Here is a 19759-nt window from a genome sequence, read left to right as displayed (position 1 = left end):
CGCCCGACACGGCCGGGACACCCGGCTTCACTGCGGACGGCGCGACGGCTCGCCGGAACCGCGGGTCCACGCGGCGAGCGCCAGGCAGGCGGTGAGGCAGCCCAGTGCGGTGATCCGCAGGGCCGCGCCGGTGGCCGCTGGGGAGGCCGGGCCGCCGTCCGGGTCCGCGAGGGCTCCGACGAGGCCGACGCCGAGCCCGGCTGCCACGGTGATGACGGTCTTGGTGACGCCGGACGCCTCCCCGGCGCGCTCGGGGCGGATCACCGCCTGGGTGGCGATGAGCGTCAGGGAATTGGCGACGCCGAAGACCGCGCCGCCCAGGACGGCCACGGCCAGGTACATCGGGAAGGCGGCGGCCCAGGACAGGCACGCCAGGACGAGCGCCCCCGCCGCCAGGCAGCACAGTGTCAGCCGCACGGCGGCCCATGCGGGCACCCGACCGGCCAGCGGACCCGCCAGCGCCATGGCCAGCGCCGGAGCGAGGAACGCGAGCCCCGCTCCGCCTACGGAGAGGCCCCACTGCCCCTGGAGGGAGAGGGGGACGACGAACAGGAACAGGACCGTGGCGGTGTTGGCGGCGGCGCCGGTGAGGGTCAGCGCCACGTACGGGGCGTTGCGGACGAGGCCGGGGTCGACGAGGGGATGGCGGGCGGTGCGTTCGCGGTGGACGAACAGGGCGAGCAGGGCCAGGGCCGTCGCCGCGCCGGACAGGGTGAGGGGCCACGGCCAGGTGCGGCCGCGGTCGATGAGGACGCTGAGGGCCGCGAGCGCGGCGGTGGCGGTGAGCAGGCCGCTCCAGTCGACGGTGCGGGGCGCGGTGGTGTCGTAGCTCTCGGCGGTGCGGGCGGCGCAGAGGGCGCCGAGCGCGGCGAGGGGCACGTTCAGCCAGAAGAGTGCCCGCCAGGACAGCGCCTCGGTGAGGGCGCCGCCGACGAAGGGGCCGCAGGCCATGGCGGTGCCGCCGATACCGAGGGCCAGGCCGGTGGCGCGGCCGCGCAGGGCGTCCGGATAGGCGTTGGTCAGCAGGGACAGGCCCACCGGCATGATCAGCGAGGCGCCCGCGCCCTGGGCCACCCGGGCGCCGACGAGGACGGGCAGCGTCGGAGCGAGCGCGCAGGCCAGGGACGCGCCGCCGAACAGGGCGAGCCCGATGACGAGCAGCCGCCGCCTGCCGAACAGGTCGCCGAGCCGCCCGGCCCCCAGCATCAGGGTGCCGGTGGACAGCAGATAGGCGCTGATCACCCAGGGCAGACCGGTGCCGCTGGCGTGGAGGTCACGGCCGATCCGCGGCAGCGCGAGGTTCAGGCCGAACGAGTCGAGCTGGATGCAGAACACGCCGAGGGACACGGTGAACAGTGCCCAGCGGCGCGTGGTGTCCGCAGGGGGCGGTGGGCCGGTGACTCGCGCGGTGTCGCCGCCCTCGCTCTGCGCCTTGTCGTGTACGTGGTCGCGCACGTGTGGACCTTCCTCGCGCTCTCCCGGCGCAGGTCGTCGGTACCGCCGCGCGGCCGTGCGGCGGTTGAGACGCTGCTGAAGGGGGAGAGGCGCAGCCGAGAAGGCCCGGAGGAACGGGGGCGTGGCTGCTCGAAGCCCGCAGGCGGAAGGAGGATAAGAGGGAGGAGGACGAGGCGCGGGGAAGGAATCGCGCTTGACCGGGGCGAACCCTTGTCCTCCAGGGGCATGGCCGTACTCGACGGTGGCGGGATCACCGTAACCGAGGCTGACGAGGGTGCCAACCCCCGCCCGCCCCGTCGGTCACGCCCGGATCAGCCGACCCACATCATCGAACGCCCCTCACCAAGGAGGGGCGCCCCGCCCCCGAGCGCCCTGACCTTGAGTGCCCCGACTCCGAGCACCCCGACTCCGAGCCCCCCGATCCCGGGGACCACGGCCCCCGCGCCGGACGCGTCCGCCCGGCGTCAGGGGCACCCGGCTCCGCCGGAGGGGTCACCCGTGCCAGGACCGCCACAGCGCCGCGTACGCGCCGTCGGCGCGCACCAGCTCGTCGTGACTGCCCAGCTCGCTGATGCGGCCCTTCTCGACGACGGCGATGACGTCGGCGTCGTGTGCGGTGTGCAGGCGGTGGGCGATGGCCACCACCGTGCGGCCCTCCAGGACGCGGGAGAGGGACCGCTCCAGGTGGCGGGCGGCGCGCGGGTCGAGGAGGAGGTCGCCTCGTCCAGGACCAGCGTGTGCGGGTCGGCGAGGACGAGGCGGGCGAGGGCGATCTGCTGCGCCTGCGCGGGGGTCAGGCCGAAGCCGCCGGAGCCGACCTCCGTGTCGAGGCCGTCGTCGAGTGCGCGGGCCCAGTCGGCGGCGTCCACCGCGCCGAGGGCCGCCCACAGCTCGGCGTCCGTCGCGCCGGACCGGGCGAGCAGCAGGTTGTCGCGGAGGGAGCCCACGAACACGTGGTGCTCCTGGTTGACCAGCGCCACGTGGGTGCGTACGTCCTCCGCGGGCATCCGCGCCAGTTCGGCGCCGCCCAGGGTCACCCGACCGGTGCGGGGGCCGTAGATCCCGGCGAGGAGCCTGCCGAGGGTCGACTTGCCCGCACCGGACGGGCCGACCAGGGCGACCCGGGAGCCCGGCTCCACCGAGAGGGACACCTGGCGCAGGACGTCGACGCCCTCGACGTAGCCGAAGTGCACGTCGTCCGCGTGGACCTGACGGCCGTCCGGCACCACCGAGGGGTCACCGGCGTCCGGTTCGATCTCCCGCACGCCCACCAGCCGGGCCAGGGACACCTGGGCGACCTGCAGCTCGTCGTACCAGCGCAGGATGAGGCCCACCGGGTCGACGAGCATCTGCGCGATCAGGGCGCTCGTGGTGAGCTGGCCCACGCTGATCCAGCCCTGGAGGACGAAGGCGCCGCCGACCATGAGGACCGAGAGCAGCACGGTGATGTGCGTGGCGTTGAAGACGGGGAACAGCACGGAGCGCAGGTACAGGGTGTACCGCTCCCAGGCCGTCCACTCCTTGATGCGCCGCTCCGACAGGGCGACGCGGCGCGCGCCGAGGCGGTGGGCCTCGACGGTGCGGCCCGCGTCCACGGTCTCGGCGAGCGCCGCGGCCACGGCGGCGTACCCGGCGGCCTCGGAGCGGTAGGCGGAGGGGCCCGCTTGAAGTACCAGCGGCAGCCCAGGACCAGCACCGGCACGGCGAGCAGCAGCGCGGGCGCCAGCGGCGGCGCGGTCACGGCGAGGCCGCCGATCAGGAGCGCCGCCCACACCACGCCGATGGCGAGCTGCGGCACCGCTTCGCGCATGGCGTTCGCGAGCCGGTCGACGTCCGTCGTGATCCGGGACAGCAGGTCTCCGGTGCCCGCGCGCTCCAGGGCGCCCGGCGGCAGGCCGACGGAGCGGACGAGGAAGTCCTCCCGCAGGTCGGCCAGCATCTGCTCGCCGAGCATCGCGCCGCGCAGCCGCACCTGCCTCACGAAGACGGCCTGCACGACGAGGGCGAGCGCGAACAGGCCGACGGTGCGCTCCAAGTGGATGTCGCGCGCCCCGTCCGACACGCGCTCGACGAGGTCGCCGAGCAGGTAGGGGCCGACCATCGAGGCGACGACGGCGAGTGTGTTCACGGCGATGAGCAGCACGAACGCCGTCCGGTGGCGGCGGAACAGCTCGCGCGCGTAGGCCCGCACGGTCGCGGGCGTGCCCACGGGCAAGGTCTCCGCAGTCGTCGGTGCCGCCGGGTCGTACTCCGGTGGCGACAGGCCGATCATGCCGTCTCCTCGATGTCGATGTCGATGCCGCTGCGGTGGGGCAGGTCACGGGCGGGGTCGTGCGGGCTGCGGGGCGCGGGCACCTGGGCCTTCCGCGACGCGTCGCCGCTGGGGGCCGCCGCTTCCTCGTCGGTCTCGCGCGTCACCACGGCTCGGTACCGCGGCTCGCTGACGACCAGCTTCCGGTGCTCGCCGACCGCCGCGACCTCGCCGTCGTGCAGGAAGACCACGCGGTCGGCGCGGTCGAGCAGGAGCGGGGACGAGGTGAACACCACCGTGGTGCGGCCCGCGCGCAGCTCGCGCAGGCCGTCCGAGATCCGGGCCTCGGTGTGCGAGTCGACGGCGGACGTCGGCTCGTCCAGGACCAGGGCCTCCGGGTCGGTGACCAGGGACCGGGCCAGGGCGAGGCGCTGCCGCTGCCCGCCGGACAGGGAGCGGCCCCGCTCGGTCAGGTGCGCGTCCATGGGGTCGTCGGCGACCGAGCTCTGCGCCAGGGCGGCGAGGACGTCGGCGCACTGCGCCGCGGCGAGCGCGCTCTGGGCGCTGACCGCGCCGGACGCCGGTACGTCGAGGAGTTCGTGCAGCGTTCCCGACAGCAGGACCGGATCCTTGTCCTGGACGAGGACCGCGGTGCGGGCCGTGTCCAAGGGCAGGTCGTCGAGGGCTACGCCACCGAGGCGCACGGAGGGGAGGTCGCTGCCGGACGCGGGGTGTCCGCCGAGGCGTTCCGCTAGGCGCCCGGCCGCGTCCGGGTCGCCGCAGACGACGGCGGTGAGCTGTCCGGCCGGGGCGAGCAGGCCCGTCGCCGGGTCGTACAGGTCGCCGGAGGGCGGCGCGGCGTACGCCTCGCGCGCCCCTCCAGGCGCGCGTACGCCCTCGGACTCGTGCGCCCCCTCAGGCTCGCGTGTCCCCTCAGGCTCGCGTGCCCCTTCGGGGTCCGGTGCTGCTTCCGCCTCGCGCGCCCCCTCGGGCTCGCCTGCTCCCTCCGTCTCCGGGTCGAGCGTCCGCTCCAGCGTGAGCACCCGGGCCGCCCGCTGGGCCGACGGCCGGGAGAAGGAGTACGCCATCGCGATCTCCTCGAAGTGCCGCAGCGGGTAGGTCAGCAGCATCACCGCGCTGTACACGGTGACCAGTTCGCCGACGGTGATGCGACCCTCGCGGGCCAGGTGCACGCCGTGCCAGACGAGGACGACGAGCAACAGCCCGGGCAGCAGGACCTGAATGGCCGAGATCACCGCCCACATGCGGGCGCTGCGCACCGCGGCGGCCCGCACCTCCTGCGAGGCCCGTCTGTAGCGGTCGAGGAACAGCTCCTCGCCGCCGATGCCGCGCAGCACCCGCAGGCCCGCGACGGTGTCCGAGGCCAGCTCGGTGGCGCGCCCCGCCTTCTCGCGCTGGACGTCGGCGCGCCGGGTGGCGTGCGGCAGCAGCGGGAGCACCGCGAGGGCGAGCACCGGGACGCCGACGGCGACGACCACGCCGAGGGCGGGCTGGTAGACGAGCAGGCCCACACAGACCAGGATCACGGTGAGCGCGGCGGCGGCGAAGCGCGAGATCGCCTCCACGAACCAGCCGATCTTCTCCACGTCACCCGTGGACACCGCGACGACCTCACCGGCGGCCACGCGCCGGTTCAGCGCGGCGCCGAGCGCGGCGGTCTTGCGGGCCAGGAGCTGCTGGACGCGGGCCGCCGCCGTGATCCAGTTGGTGATCGCCGTGCGGTGCAGCATGGTGTCGCCGACCGCCACGGCGAGCCCGGCGAGCACGATGACGCCCCCGGCGAGCGCGAGCCGGGTGCCCGAGCCGTCGACGGCGGCCTGGACGGCGAGGCCGACCGTGTACGGCAGCGTGGCGATGCCGAGGAAGTGCAGCAGCCCCCAGGCGAGTGACTTGAGCTGTCCGCCGATCTGGTTGCGGCCGAGCCACAGCAGGAAACGGGGCCCCGAGCGGGCGTCGGGTTGTCCCGGATCGGCGTACGGAAGATCGCGTATGTGCATGGTGTCCCAGCTAGTCGGAGCGGTCGAGCGGTCGTGCGGTCTGAGCGATCGGACTGGTCGGGGCGGGCGCACGGCGCCGGGAGGCGGCGGCCGACGCTCCCGAGGGCGTCACGGGTCGGCCGACGCACCGTGCGGTGGTGGCAGGTGGCGGTGACAAACCGCAAGACTCGCCTCGCACCCCCGTGCGAAGCAAACGCATTTCCGAGCCCGGGCAAAGAGTCGGCCATTCCGCGCGCGGGGCGCGGCGGTGCGCGCGGGCGCACGTCGCGCCGGTGCGACGATGGACCACATGCGCATATCCGGTGTGGTACGAACGGCGGCCGTGGCCGCCGCCTGCTCGGTCCTCTCCCTCGCCCTGACGTCCTGCGGCGGAGGCGCCGACGGGGACGGCGGGGCGGCGCGGCACGACCGCGGCGCCGGTGGCCGGGACGTGGCGCGCCCCGCGGCCGACCCGAAGCGCATCCCGGACGTCGGGGACCGCTGGCAGTCCCGCATCCCGAAGGACACGCGCCAGGTCGTCGCGGTGTACGGCGAGGGCGGGAACTCGGCGCGAGCGAGGGTCGTTCTCTACACGAAGACGAGGACGAAGACGGGTAACGCCTGGAAGGGGGAGGGGAGTTGGCCCGCGCACAACGGCAAGAGAGGCTGGACCCTGAACCACCACGAGGGCGACAAGCGCAGCCCGGTCGGCGTGTTCACGCTGACCGACGCGGGCGGGGTCCTCGCCAACCCCGGCGCCAAGATCCCGTACACGCAGACCGGCTCCATCCAGGCCCCGCGCTCCTGGCCGAAGACGCACTGGCACGACTTCGACTACGTGATCGCGATCGACTACAACCGCGCCAAGGGCACCCCGCCGAACGACCCCACCCGCCCCCAGGGCCAGGCCAAGGGCGGCAGCATCTGGCTCCACATGGACCACGGCAGCGGCACGTCGGGCTGCGTGAGCCTGTCGAAGTCCGGCATGCGGCACCTGCTGCGCACGCTCGACCCGAAGCAGCATCCGGTGGTGGTGATGGGGGACAGGGCAGCGCTCAGGTCCTGAGCGCCGCCCTTACAAAGCAGTGGTGCACGGCAGTGGTGCGCAATAGTGCGGGGAGCGCTACGCGGCACCGCTACCGGGCGCCGTCAGGACTCCTTCGGCTTCTCCGAGTCGAGGCCCGGCCGGGGCTTCTTCCACAGGCCCCGGGTGAAGTCCGGGATGGCCTGTGGCGCGCCCTTGGCCTTGATGGAGGCGTGGCTCAGCGGCACCGGTGACGTCCAGGTCGCGGCGTCGTACACGTCGAAGTCAGGGACGAGACCGAGCCGCATGCACTGCATCAGGCGGAACACCATGAGGTAGTCCATGCCGCCGTGCCCGCCGGGCGGATTGGCGTGCTCCTTCCACAGCCAGTGGTCGAACTCGGCGGCGTACTTGGAGAAGTCGCCCCACTGGTCGTTGGTGTGGTCGGGCTCGATGTAGATGCGGGCCGGGTAGTCCTCGAAGACGCCGCGGGTGCCGCCGAGGCTGTTGACCCGGCTGTAGGGATGGGGGGTGGACACGTCGTGTTCGAGGCGGATGACGCGGCCCTTGGCCGTCTGTACGAGGCTGATGGTGCGGTCGCTCTCGATGTACGTCTCCTTCCAGCTCGGGTCGCCCGGAGGCATGTGCTCCTTGCGGTACTCGGCGAGGCCGAGGGCGGGGGTGCCGAAGCTGGAGATGTGTGTGACCCGGTCGCCGCGGTTGACGTCCATGTAGTTGGCCGTGGGCCCGAAGCCGTGGTTCGGGTACAGGTCGCCGCGCAGCCGGGTGTGCCACAGGCGGCGCCACGGGCCCTCGTAGTAGTCGGGGTCGAACATCAGGGCGCGCAGGTCGTGGTTGTAGGCGCCCGCGGCGTGCAGCAGGTCGCCGAACTTGCCCGCGTGCGCCATGCGCAGGACCCGCATCTCGTTCCTGCCGTAGCAGCAGTTCTCCAGCTGCATGCAGTGTCTGCGGGTGCGCTCCGACAGGTCGACGAGGTCCCACAGCTCGTCGAGGCGCAGCGCGATCGGACACTCCACGCCGACGTGCTTGCCGTTCAGGAGCGCCGACTTGGCCATGGTGTAGTGCCAGTCCCAGGGCGACGCCACATAGACGAAGTCGATGTCGCCGCGGCGGCAGAGCTTCTCGAAGTCGTGCTCCCCGTTGGCGTACGTCGCGGGTGCGGGCTGCCCCGCGTCCGTGACCTTCTTGGCGGCCGCCGCGGTCTTGTCCTTGACCGGGTCGCACAGCGCGACGACGCGGACGCCCGGCAGCGCGAGGAACAGGTCGATCATGCCGCCGCCGCGGTTGCCCAGGCCGATGATGCCCACCCGCACCGTGGAGCGCGGCTCGAAGGGGACGCCGATCATGGTCTTGCCCTTGCGGGCCGGCTCGGGCGGGGGCGCCTGCCGCGGGTGTTGGGCGGTGGTGCCGTCGCCGTGCGCCGTGCCGCTGGCGGCGTCGGCGTGCGCGGTGCCGGTGGTGCCGAGTGCGCCGAGGCCGAGTCCGGCGCCTGCGATTCCCGCGGTGCGCAGGACCGTGCGGCGGGAGTGGCCCCCCGGGGGCTCGGGAGACTCGGGGGCCGCGGGCGCTGCGGGGGTCACAGGGGATTCAGGGGACTCGGGGGAGCCGTGGGATGCCGGTGTCGCGTGCTCGTCGTGCATCGGACCTCCGTCGTCGCTGGCGGGGTGGGGCGGGGCCCACCCTTGTGCCGGGGCTTGCGGGGCGCAAGGGGACGACGGGGTTGGGGGGTTGGACTTTTCTGTTCCCCACCCCGCCCCTTCCCGATACCAGGGGGCCAGCCCCTGGCACCCCCGTGCATGGCCGCTTCGCGGCTCGTCCTCACACGCCGGACGGGCTGGACCGTTGCGCTACGCGGGGCGTTTCAGCCCGTCCGGCGTGTCAGGACGAGGCTCGGAGCGGCGATCCGAACCGGCCGCCGGGGGGCGGTGGCGGCCGCCGGTTCGGGGAGGGGCGGGTCAGGGGCGCGTCGCGTGGTCCAGGGCCAGCAGGACCGACCGGTAGGACCGGCCCGTCGCCTGTTCAAGGCCCACCTCGCACATGCGGTTGGCGGAGAGATGGGCGTCGTAGTCGTGCGACAGCACCTCCGCGGCTTCGGCGCGGGTCGCGGACTCCGTCAGCTCCGGGTGGAGCATCCCCCGGTCGCCCGCGAACGCGCAGCAGCCCGCGTCGTCCGGCACGACGACCTCGTCCGCGCAGGCCTCGGCGACGGCGCGGAGCTGGGGCTCGTCGCCGAGGTGCCGCATGGAGCAGGCGGGGTGGAGGACGGCGGAGCCCACGGTGCGGTGGACGGTGAGGTGGGGGAGGAGTTCCTCGGCGGCCCAGACGACGGAGTCGACGACGGTCAGGGCCTGGTGCAGCTGCCGGTTGTCGTCGGTGAGGTACGGCACCACCTCGTGCGCCAGGCCCAGCGCGCAGGACGAGGCGTCGACGACCAGCGGCAGCGCGCCGCCCGCCGTCCAGCCCCACGCGGCCTCGACGACCCGGTTGGCCATGACGCGGTTCCCCGCCTCGTACCCCTTGGAGTGCCAGATCGTCGCGCAGCACGTCCCGGTCACGTCGTCGGGGATCCACACCGGCTTGCCCGCGCGGGCGGACACGGCGACGACGGCGTCCGCGAGGGACACGTCGCCGGGCGTGGCGAAGACGCGGTTGACGCACGCCGGGTAGTAGACGGCGGCCGCGCCCACGCGCCGGGTGCGCGGCAGGCGGCGCGCGGCGGCGCCGGGCATCCGGGGCAGCCACTCCGGGATCAGGTCGGGGCGCACCGCCTTGCGGGCGGCGCCGGTCACCGCGGTCAGGAACCGGTCGGCCCGCCGCTCGCCGAGCGCGTCGCCGAGCTTCGCGGCGGCGGCCACGGCCAGGCGCGCGGACGCCTCGACGGCCCCGAAGTGCCGGGCGGTGAGCGCCGCGACCCGCTCCTCGCGCGGGGAGTGCCGGGCGTGCCGGAAGCCCTTCATCAGGGCGCCGGTGTCGATGCCGACGGGGCACGCCAGCTTGCACGTGGAGTCCCCGGCGCAGGTGTCCACGGCGTCGTACCCGTACGCCTCGACCAGGCCGTCCTCGACGGGCGAGCGGGTGGGCTGGCGCATCATCTCGCGGCGCAGCACGATGCGCTGGCGCGGCGTGGTGGTGAGGTCCTCGCTGGGGCAGGTCGGCTCGCAGAAGCCGCACTCGATGCAGGGGTCGGCGATCGGCTCGACCTTCGGGATGGTCTTCAGACCGCGCAGGTGGGCGCGCGGGTCGCGGTCCAGGACGACGCGCGGCGCGAGGACGCCGTCGGGGTCGATGACCTGCTTGGTGCGCCACATCAGCTCCGTGGCCCGAGGGCCCCATTCGAGCGCGAGGAACGGCGCGATGTTGCGCCCCGTGGCGTGCTCGGCCTTCAGCGAGCCGTCGAACCGCTCGACGGTCAGTCGGCAGAAGTCGTCCATGAACGCGGCGTAGCGCTCCACGTCCGCGGGCCGCGCGGCGTCGAAGGCGAGGAGGAAGTGCAGGTTGCCGTGGGCCGCGTGCCCGGCGACGGCCGCGTCGAAGCCGTGCCGCGTCTGGAGGTCGAGCAGCGCCTCGCAGGCCTCCGCCAGGCGCGACGGCGGCACCGCGAAGTCCTCGGTGATCAGCGTCGTCCCGGCGGGCCGCGAACCGCCGACGGCCGTCACGAACGCCTTGCGGGCCGTCCAGTAGCCCGCGATCACCCCGGGGTCACGGGTGAACGCGTTCGTCACCGACGCCACCGGGGCGACCAGGTCGAGGCCCGCGAGGACCTTCGCGGCGGCCGCCTCGTACGCCTCCTGGTGTGCCTCGTCGGGGGCGCGGAACTCCACCAGGAGCGCCGCCGTGTCCTTGGGCAGGCGCGCCCAGTCGGCGGGCACCCCGGGCACGCTCACCGAAGCGCGCAGCGTGTTGCCGTCCATCAGCTCCACGGCCAGCGCGCCCGCGGCGTTGAACAGCGGCACGGCGGCGGCAGCCGCGGGCAGCGTCGGGAAGAACAGGAGCGCGGTGGACACCCGCCGGTCGAGCGGCAGCGTGTCGAAGACGACCTCGGAGATGAAGCCGAAGGTGCCCTCGGAGCCGACCATCAGGCCGCGCAGGATCTCCACGGGCGTGGCGCCGTCCAGGAACGCGTCGAGGCGGTAGCCGTTGGTGTTCTTGATCTCGTACTTGGCCCGGATGCGGGTGACAAGTTCGGCGTCCGCCTCGACCTCGCGCTTGAGGTCGAGCAGTCCCGCGCACAGGGCGGGCTCGGCGTGGGCGAGCAGGTCGTCGGCGTCCGGGTCCGCCGTGTCCACGACGGTGCCCGACGGCAGCACGAACGTGAGGGACGCGAGCGTGCGGTAGGAGTTGCGGGTGGTGCCCGCCGTCATGCCGGAGGCGTTGTTCGCGACGACGCCGCCGACGGTGCAGGCGACGGCGCTCGCCGGGTCCGGGCCGAGCACCCTGCCGTACCGGGCGAGGGTGGCGTTGGCGCGCACGACCGTCGTGCCGGGGCCGATGCGGGCCCGCTCGCCGTCGCCGAGCACCTCGATGCCCGACCAGTGCCTGCGGACGTCCACGAGGATGTCCTCGCCCTGCGCCTGTCCGTTGAGCGAGGTGCCCGCCGCCCGGAAGACGACGTTCCGCCCTTTGCCGTGGGCGTACGACAGGACGGCGGAGACGTCGTCCAGGTCCTCGGCGACGACCACGACCCGCGGCACGAAGCGGTAGGGGCTCGCGTCCGACGCGTACCGCACGAGGTCCGAGACCTTGGTGAGGACCTTGTCGGCGCCGAGCAGAGCGGTCAGCTCGCCGCGCAGCGGCTCGGGGGTGCCGCCCGCCAGCGCGTCCGGGACCCGGTCGGGTGACGGCGCGCGGCCGTCCGGGGCGGGGCGCAGTGCTTCGGGGTCGGGCTCCAGCAGGGGCATGGCCTCTCCTCGGCGGTCCTCGTCGGCGGTCGTCGGCGGTCCTTCTTGGTCCTCGGCGGCCCTTGGGCGGCCCCTGGTGGCCGTCAGCGGCCCGCGGCGGCCCGCAGCGGTCCTCGTCGGAGTTCAGCAGGGGCGGCTGCTCTCCGGCGTGTCGATCAGGGCGTTGAGCAGGCCGCCGAGCTGGGCGCGCTGGGCGGTGTCCAACGGAGCCAGGATGTCCTCCGCGGCGGCCCGGCGCGCGCCGCGCAGGCGTCCGAGTGCCGTGCGCCCGCCGTCGGTCAGCTCGATGCGGATCACGCGGCGGTTGGTGGTGTCCGGGACGCGGCGCACGAGACCGCTCGCCTCCAGGCCGTCGACGAGGCTCGTCACCGCGCGCGGTACGACCTCCAGGCGCTGGGCCAGGTCGGCCATGCGGGGCGGCGCGTCGTAGTGCGCGAGGGTGCGCAGGAGGCGGGACTGCGCGGGCGTGATGCCGAGGGGCTCCAGATGGTGCTTCTGGATGCGGTGCAGCCGACGGGTGAGCCGCAGCAACTGCTCGGCGAGCTGTCCGTCGGTGTCCGGTGTACTCATGCGGGAACATTACCAGGACCAGGTGCATTGTGAGCATAGGTAACAATGAGCTAGGCTCCGACCGCTGCCGAAGCGGTCGGCTCATGTCCTCGTCCTGAAGCCTGAACCTGAAGCCTCGTTCTGAAGCCTGAACCTGAAGCCTGAAGTCCGAAGGGGCCCATGCCACACGACGAACCCACCCCCGCCCCCCTGTCCTCCCAGCCCTCCCCGTCCCTTGAGCCCGGGCGCGAGTCTGCGCCCGGGCGCGAGTCCGGGGAGCCGCGCCAGCTGCGCCGCATCCTGCGGCTCTTCCGCCCCTACCGCGGCCGTCTCGCCGTCGTCGGCCTGCTGGTGTGCGCCGCCTCGCTCGTCTCGGTGGCGACGCCCTTCCTCCTGAAGGAGATCCTCGACACCGCGATCCCCGAGGGGCGCACCGGGCTGCTCAGTCTGCTCGCGCTGGGCATGATCCTCAGCGCCGTCGTCACCAGCGTCTTCGGCGTCCTCCAGACACTGATCTCCACCACCGTCGGCCAGCAGGTCATGCACGATCTGCGTACGGCGGTCTACGGCCGCCTCCAGCGTATGTCGCTGGCCTTCTTCACCCGCACCCGCACCGGCGAGGTCCAGTCCCGCATCGCCAACGACATCGGCGGCATGCAGGCGACCGTCACCTCCACGGCCACCTCGCTGGTCTCCAACCTGACCAGCGTCATCGCGTCGGTCGTGGCGATGCTCGCCCTCGACTGGCGCCTGACCGCGGTCTCGCTGCTGCTGCTCCCGCTGTTCGTGTGGATCAGCCGCCGGGTCGGCCGCGAGCGCAAGAAGATCGCCACCGAGCGGCAGAAGCAGATGGCGGCGATGGCCGCGACCGTCACCGAGTCGCTGTCCGTCAGCGGCATCCTGCTCGGCCGCACCATGGGCCGCTCCGACTCGCTGACCCGCACCTTCGCCGACGAGTCCGCGGAGCTGGTCCGTCTGGAGGTGCGCTCCAACATGGCCGGGCGCTGGCGCATGGCCGTGATCACCGTCGTCATGGCCGCGATGCCCGCCGTCATCTACTGGAGCGCGGGCCTGGCCCTGGAGTTCGGCGGCCCCAGCGTCTCCCTCGGCACGCTCGTCGCGTTCGTCTCGCTCCAGCAGGGCCTGTTCCGGCCGACGGTGAGCCTGCTGTCGACCGGCGTCCAGATCCAGACCTCGCTCGCGTTGTTCCAGCGCATCTTCGAGTACCTGGACCTGCCCATCGACATCACCGAGCGCCCCGACGCGCTGCGCCTGGACCAGGTGAAGGGCGAGGTCCGCTTCGAGAACGTCGAGTTCCGCTACGACGATCAGGAGGACCCCGGCGCCCACGACGGGCAGGGCAAGCGGAGCGCCGCCATCCTCGACGGCATCGACATCACCATCCCCGCGGGCGGCAGCCTCGCCGTCGTGGGCCCCACCGGCTCCGGCAAGTCCACCCTGAGCTACCTCGTGCCCCGGCTGTACGACGTGACGGGCGGGCGGGTCACGCTCGACGGCGTCGACGTGCGCGACCTGGACTTCGACACGCTGGCCCGCGCCGTCGGCATCGTCTCCCAGGAGACGTACCTGTTCCACGCCACGGTCGCCGAGAACCTGCGCTTCGCCAAGCCGGACGCCACCGACGAGGAGCTGGTCACCGCGGCCCGCGCCGCGCAGATCCACGACCACATCGCGTCCCTGCCCGACGGGTACGACACGATCGTGGGCGAGCGCGGCCACCGCTTCTCCGGCGGTGAGAAGCAGCGCCTCGCCATCGCCCGCACCATCCTGCGCGACCCGCCCGTGCTGATCCTGGACGAGGCGACCAGCGCCCTCGACACGCGCACCGAGCACGCCGTGCAGCAGGCCATCGACGCCCTGTCCGCCAACCGGACGACCCTCACCATCGCCCACCGCCTGTCCACCGTGCGCGGCGCCGACCAGATCGTGGTCCTGGACGGCGGCCGGGTCGTCGAGCGGGGCACGCACGCCGAGCTGCTCGGGCAGGGCGGCCGTTACGCCGCCCTTGTCAGGCGGGACGCCCAACTGGAGCCAGCGGGATGAAAATATGCCAGGAATGTCGTGAGGGCCGGGTTAGCGTGCCCGCATGCACACCACCACCCCGCGACGGGGCACTAAACGGGGAGCGCTCAGGCTGACGCGGCGCGGCCGGATCGCCGTGATCGCGACCGGGACCGTCGCGGCGGCCACCGCCGTCGCGGTCCCGCTGCTGCTCCCCGACGACGAAGAAGAGAGGCCCCGGACCCTCACCATTCCCGAGGGCTGGCGCGCCGGACAGGTCTACGAGGCCGTCGACAAGGCCCTGCGCGTGCCGCCGGGCACCACCAAGAAGTCCGTGGCCAAGGCCGACCTGAAGCTGCCGGGCGACGCCGGGGCAACCCCGAGGGCTATCTGTTCCCGGCGACGTACCCCATCGCCTCCCAGTCGACCCCGGCGTCCGTCCTGTCGTACATGGTGAACACCGCGAACGAGAAGTTCAGCGGCAGCCACGTCACGGCGGGCGCCGACCGCAACGCGGTGAACGTCTACCAGACCGTCACCATCGCGAGCATGGTCGAGGCCGAGGCGGGTTCCGAGGCGGACATGGGCAAGGTGGCCCGCGTCATCTACAACCGCCTGGACCGCGGCATGCCCCTCCAGATGGACTCCACCCTCAACTACGCCCTCAACCGCTCCACCCTCCACACCACTCGGCGCGACACCAAGCTCAACAGCCCGTACAACACCTACGCCCGCATGGGCCTGCCCCCGACCCCGATCGGCAACCCCGGCGAGGCCGCGATGCGCGCGGCGACCAGCCCCGCGCCCGGCGACTGGCTCTACTTCGTGACCGTGAAGCCGGGCGACACCCGCTTCACCGCGAACTACGCGGAGCAGCAGCGGAACGTGGCGGAGTTCAACAAGCACCAGGCGGCCCGGAGCCCCGAGTGACCCCCGACACCGGGGCTGGCGGGCATCACGTGCGTGACACCCCGTCATCACCAGTGGCGTACACGTCGGCACCAGTGACGTACACGTCGACACCAGAGGCGTACACGTCGACACCAGTGGTGTACACGTCGACACCAACGGTGTCCGCGTCAGCGCCAGTGACGTCCGCGTCAACACCATGGGCGTACAAGGGAGTTCACATAGGCCGGAAGTCGCCCGTGAAATCCCGCGCCCCATTGATGGGCCGCCGCATCGTCGCTTCCATGGCTCTCCCGGCGGCGCCACGCCGTCGGCCGGGCCTGGGCGTGAGGGGATGGGGAGCGGATGCGGCAGCGGGGCGCACGGTCGGGGAGATCGCGGAGAGCCCGGAGAGCCAGGGCGCGGCGGGGTGGGACAGCGAGTGCGGCGGCGCTGGTCAGCGTCGCCGCACTCGTCATTTCGGCGGCGCCCGCCGGGGCGGAGCCGACGGGGAGCCCGCCGCCGAGCCCCGGTGAGGTGCTGCCCGGGCAGCGCACGCGGACGCCCGCGCTGGTGCGGGGCCTGGAGGAGCGGGCGCCGGACGCGGCGAGCGCGGCCGCCGCGGCACGAGCCCACCTGGCGCGGAAGCGGGACCGCTACCACATCGCGAACCCGGGCCGGGACCTGGTGCCGACGGGGACGTCCACCGCGGCGGACGGCCAGAAGGCGGTGCGGCTCCAGCAGCGGCACCGGGGCGTACCGGTCCTGGGTGGCCAGTACGTCGTGCGCCTGCGCGAGCGGGGCGGCGGCGAGCGGACCGTCACCGGCACCTCCGGCAGGTACTTCACCGAGCTGCGCACCGCCACGACGCCCGAGATCAGCGCCGAGGCCGCCGCCGAGCGCGCCGTCGACGCCGTGGCCGACGAGCTGAGCACCCGCGCCTTCGCGCCCACGCGCGGCGCCCCGGAGCCCGGGGACGAGCCGCCCCTGACGGGCACCGCCCGCGGCCTGGTCGTGCTGCCCAGGGGCGCGGGCCTGCTCACCCGGCACGTCACCGTGCGCGGCACCGACCCCACGACCGGCGCACCCGTGCTGCGCGAGGTCTACGTCGACGCGCGCGCCGGGTACCCCGTCCTCCAGTACAGCGGTATCAAGACGTTCGGCGGCGCCGAGCCCGGCGCCGGGGCCGCGACGGCGCCGCGCGGGAGCGGCACCGCCACCGCCGCCCGCGCCGAGCCGCGCGAGAAGGGCTCCGGCGTCAAACTGGACGGCGAGGGCGTCGCGCTCGACGTGGAGCGCGACCCCTGGCGCGAGCAGTACGTGCTGCGCGACACCACCCGCATCCCCGAGGACGAGGGCTGGGGCCGCACCCTGTCCACCTGGGACGCGCGCGGCAGGGACGTCAGCGAGGTCATGGGCCAATGGCCGCAGGGCATCCAGGAGTTCGGCTCGCCGACGCCCGCCTTCGGCCGGGACGCCACCGACGCGGGCGCGGTGGACGCGCACTGGGGCGCCGCGCGGGTCTTCGACTACTACCGCGACCAGCACGGCCGCATGAGCCTCGACGACCACGGCATGACCCTCAACTCCCTGGTGGGCGTGAGGAATGGCGGGCAGCCGTACGTCAACGCCTTCTGGGACGGCCAGAAGACGGTCTACGGCGACGGCGACGAGGAGTACCGCCCGCTGGCCGCCGGTCTGGACGTCGTCGGCCACGAGATGACGCACGGCGTCGTCGAGCACACCGCCGCCCTGGTGTACGCGGGCCAGTCCGGCGCCCTCAACGAGGCGATCGCCGACTACTTCGGCAACGCCGTCGAGAACGCGGCGTACGGCGTCGCCACCAGCGACCCGGACTCCGGCCTGGTCGGCGAGCGCCTGTGCCGCAGCCAGGGGCCGCGCGCCTGCGCGATCCGCGACCTGAACGACGGCCGGACCACCTCCCGGCACTTCCTCGGCGTCGGCATGGGCACCGACAACGGCGGCGTCCACCGGAACTCCACGATCTTCGCGGGGGCGCTGTGGGACGCCCGCGAGGACCTGGGCGACACCCTCGCCGACAGGATCGTGTACCGGGCGCTGACCCAGTACCTGACCCCGCTCGACGGCTTCACCGAGGGCCGCGCCGCGGTGCTCGCCGCCGCCGATGACCTGCGTGTGGACGCGGGGCAACGGCGGGCGCTCCAGCGGGCCTTCGCCGCGCACGGCATCGTGCCCGGCTGGGAGCTGGCGCTCGGCGTGGACTCCGACACCCTGCTCGACCGGGTCAACACCGATGCCTCCCGGCTCGGTTCGGGCGGCGGCCGGTGGGTCGCGTCCCGGTCCAACGAGGACGGGTCGGAGCCGTACTCGGTGTGGGCGGGACGCACGGACGGCAGCGGTCCGCTCACCCTGCTGAGCCCCAACGACGGCCGCTTCCACGTCCATCCGGCCACCGACGGCAGGACCGCGGTGTGGCAGGCGCACGGGCCGACCGGCGTGGACATCCTCGCCAGGCCGCTGGCGGGCGGCCCGGTCAAGAAGCTCTGGCACAACGCGCGGGGCGTGGCGGGCGCCGTGGACGTCGACGGCGACGTCGTCACGTTCTCGTACTACAACCACGGCGGCCGCCAGGGTGTGAAGTACCTGAGCCTGAAGGATCCGCAGGTCGGTGGCAGCGTCGGCGGCGGCTCCTACCACCGCGCGTTCTTCCCGTCGGCGGGCGCGGGCAGGGTCGTCTACCAGGAGCGGCGCCGGGTGCGCGCCGAGTACGCGTACAGCACGCGCGTGATCGACGTGGCCAGCGGCGAGAACAGGGTCATCGAGCAGGTGCCGGGCGGCACCGGCCTCGGTCCGACGGCCGTCACCGGACGGCACGTCCTGTGGCTGCGGGACGCGGTCCCGGGCGACGGCACGACGTCCGTGCGCCGAGCGGACCTCGACGGCACGCACGTCGTCGACCTCAGCTCCGAGGGCGGTCCCGGCGCGGTGAACGGCTACGACCTGACGGCCTCCGACGCGGCGGTGACCGTCGGCGCGCGGCCGCCCGCCGCCGACGGGGGCAACGAGTCCCTCGCCAAGCTCTGGCAGTTCGCGGCCGACGGCGCCCCGGACGACCCGGCGACGAGCAGGGGCCGTGTCTCCTGCAACCGGGGCGAGCAGCTGTCCGCCGCGGCCGGGCCCGGCAGTCAGGTGCTGTGGATCGACGCCACCACCGGCACCAGCCAGGTCGTGACCCGCGCCCGCCCGGCGGGCCGGTGCGGCTGAGCCCCACCGCCGCTCGCGCGGCCCGCCCCCGCACCCCGTACGCCTGTAGGAAACCCCCACCACCGAAAGGGTCAGGTGCAGCCATGAGGAGACCCACAGTCCGGTGCGCCGCCGCGGTGCTGTCCGCGGCCCTGCTCGCCACGGGCCTGCAACTCGGCACGGCCGCCGCGACGGTGCCCGCCGCCGGGGCGCCCGCCCCCATGGGCACGCCACGGCTGGCCGGGGCGGGTGAGACGGCCGTGCCGGACGGCTGGATCGTCGTCCTGAAGGAGCCCGCGTCCACCGCCGTGCCCGGTGTCGCGCGCGACCTGCTCGCGCGCGCCGACGGGGCGCGGCTCGGCCATCTGTACCGCTCGGCGCTGCACGGGTTCTCCGCGCGGATGTCCCTCGCGCAGGCGCGGCGCGTGGCCGCCGACCCGCGCGTGGCCGCCGTGCACCAGGACACCCGTGTGCGCCTCGCCGCCGCCCCCGCGGAGGAGACCCAGCAGAACGCCCCCTGGGGCCTGGACCGCGTCGACCAGCGCAAGCTGCCGCTGTCCACCACGTACACCTACCGGACCACCGCGCGCGCCGTCAGCGTGTACGTGATCGACACGGGCCTGCGCACCACGCACCAGGACTTCGGCGGACGCGCGTCGGTCGGCGTCGACACCGTCGGCGACGGGCGCGACGGCGCCGACTGCCACGGCCACGGCACCCACGTCGGCGGCATCGCCGCGGGCACGACGTACGGCGTCGCCAAGGAGGCGCGGCTGGTCGCGGTGCGGGTCCTGGACTGCCAGGGCTCGGCGACCACGGCGGGCGTCGTCGCGGGCGTCGACTGGGTCACGAAGAACGCGGTGAAGCCCGCGGTGGCCAACATCGAGCCTCGGCGGGCAGGCCAACGACGTCCTCGACAGCGCCGTGCGGGCCTCCATCCGCTCCGGCGTCACCTACGCCGTCGCCGCGGGCAGCGGTGGTGGCGCGGGCGGGGCCTGCGACCAGTCCCCGGCGCGGCTGCCCGAGGCGATCACCGTCGGCGCCAGCGACCGCGCCGACCGGCGGGCCTCCTCGTCGAACCACGGCCGGTGCGTGTCCCTGTTCGCGCCCGGCGTCGAGATCACCTCCGCCTGGCACGACAGCGACACCGCGACGCGGACCATCAGCGGTACGTCGATGGCCACCGCCCACGTGACCGGCGCGGCGGCGCTGCACCTGGCGTTCCGGCCGAAGGACACCCCGGCGCGGGTCAAGCGGGGCCTCGTCGACAACGCCACCACGGGCGTCCTCCAGGGCACCCCGCCGGTGCTGCCCGACCGGCTGCTGTACACGCTGTACCTGCCGTAGCGGCGGACGTCGCACCCGGGCGGCGCGGGGCGTGGTCCGGGTGCGGCGTCGCCGACTGGACTGGAGCGGGGGCGCCCCGAGG

8 protein-coding genes and 3 pseudogenes are annotated in these 19759 nt (G+C 74.0%); 5 read left to right on the top strand and 6 right to left on the bottom strand.

Annotated features, from left to right (window positions below):
• Nucleotides 1-27: 27 nt before the first annotated feature.
• The 3 genes and pseudogenes from ACOBQU_RS04240 to ACOBQU_RS04230 all read right to left on the bottom strand — a co-directional run bounded on the left by ACOBQU_RS04240 (nucleotide 28) and on the right by ACOBQU_RS04230 (nucleotide 5724).
• Nucleotides 28-1455 carry an MFS transporter gene (locus tag ACOBQU_RS04240; RefSeq protein ID WP_423624552.1) on the bottom strand — a complete coding sequence of 476 codons (1428 nt, stop codon included), beginning with the start codon at nucleotides 1453-1455 and terminating at the stop codon, nucleotides 28-30.
• Between the two features lie 492 nt (nucleotides 1456-1947).
• Nucleotides 1948-3727, bottom strand: a pseudogene (locus ACOBQU_RS04235) (ABC transporter ATP-binding protein).
• Nucleotides 3724-5724, bottom strand: a complete 2001-nt coding sequence (locus tag ACOBQU_RS04230) for an ABC transporter transmembrane domain-containing protein (RefSeq protein WP_423624551.1) — start codon at nucleotides 5722-5724, stop codon at nucleotides 3724-3726. Before ACOBQU_RS04230 ends, ACOBQU_RS04235 begins: the two are co-directional and overlap by 4 nt.
• A gap of 289 nt (nucleotides 5725-6013) precedes the next feature.
• Between ACOBQU_RS04230 and ACOBQU_RS04225 the strand changes: the two genes are divergently transcribed.
• On the top strand, nucleotides 6014-6769 hold the full coding sequence (locus tag ACOBQU_RS04225) for a L,D-transpeptidase family protein (protein ID WP_423624550.1): 756 nt from the start codon (nucleotides 6014-6016) through the stop codon (nucleotides 6767-6769).
• Between the two features lie 83 nt (nucleotides 6770-6852).
• Here ACOBQU_RS04225 and ACOBQU_RS04220 read toward each other — a convergent pair whose 3' ends face one another.
• From ACOBQU_RS04220 to ACOBQU_RS04210, 3 genes are all read right to left on the bottom strand, one after another.
• Nucleotides 6853-8388, bottom strand: coding sequence for a Gfo/Idh/MocA family protein (locus ACOBQU_RS04220; RefSeq protein ID WP_423624549.1), 1536 nt, complete (start codon nucleotides 8386-8388; stop codon nucleotides 6853-6855).
• A 315-nt stretch (nucleotides 8389-8703) separates the two neighbouring features.
• Nucleotides 8704-11646, bottom strand: a complete 2943-nt coding sequence (locus ACOBQU_RS04215; RefSeq protein WP_423624548.1) for an FAD-binding and (Fe-S)-binding domain-containing protein — start codon at nucleotides 11644-11646, stop codon at nucleotides 8704-8706.
• 123 nt (nucleotides 11647-11769) lie between these two features.
• Nucleotides 11770-12216 carry a MarR family winged helix-turn-helix transcriptional regulator gene (locus tag ACOBQU_RS04210; protein ID WP_423624547.1) on the bottom strand — a complete coding sequence of 149 codons (447 nt, stop codon included), beginning with the start codon at nucleotides 12214-12216 and terminating at the stop codon, nucleotides 11770-11772.
• Nucleotides 12217-12375: 159 nt separating this feature from the next.
• On the opposite strand from ACOBQU_RS04210, the gene ACOBQU_RS04205 reads away from it, so the two are divergent.
• From ACOBQU_RS04205 to ACOBQU_RS04190, 4 genes and pseudogenes are all read left to right on the top strand, one after another.
• Entirely contained in the window at nucleotides 12376-14259 is a 1884-nt protein-coding gene (locus ACOBQU_RS04205) for an ABC transporter ATP-binding protein (protein ID WP_423624546.1), read from the top strand.
• 43 nt (nucleotides 14260-14302) lie between these two features.
• Nucleotides 14303-15147 (top strand): annotated as a pseudogene (gene mltG / locus ACOBQU_RS04200) (endolytic transglycosylase MltG).
• A gap of 324 nt (nucleotides 15148-15471) precedes the next feature.
• The gene (locus tag ACOBQU_RS04195; RefSeq protein WP_423624545.1) at nucleotides 15472-18351 is read left to right on the top strand and encodes a M4 family metallopeptidase; all 2880 of its coding nucleotides are present in this window, start codon (nucleotides 15472-15474) and stop codon (nucleotides 18349-18351) included.
• Nucleotides 18352-18434: 83 nt separating this feature from the next.
• Nucleotides 18435-19677: pseudogene (locus tag ACOBQU_RS04190) on the top strand (S8 family peptidase).
• The last annotated feature ends 82 nt before the right edge of the window (nucleotides 19678-19759 follow it).

The organism is Streptomyces sp. G45, from assembly GCF_049542095.1.
GTDB lineage: Bacteria > Actinomycetota > Actinomycetes > Streptomycetales > Streptomycetaceae > Streptomyces.
Note: the sequence above shows the minus strand (reverse complement) of the source record. Positions and strands in the feature narration are given on the sequence as shown.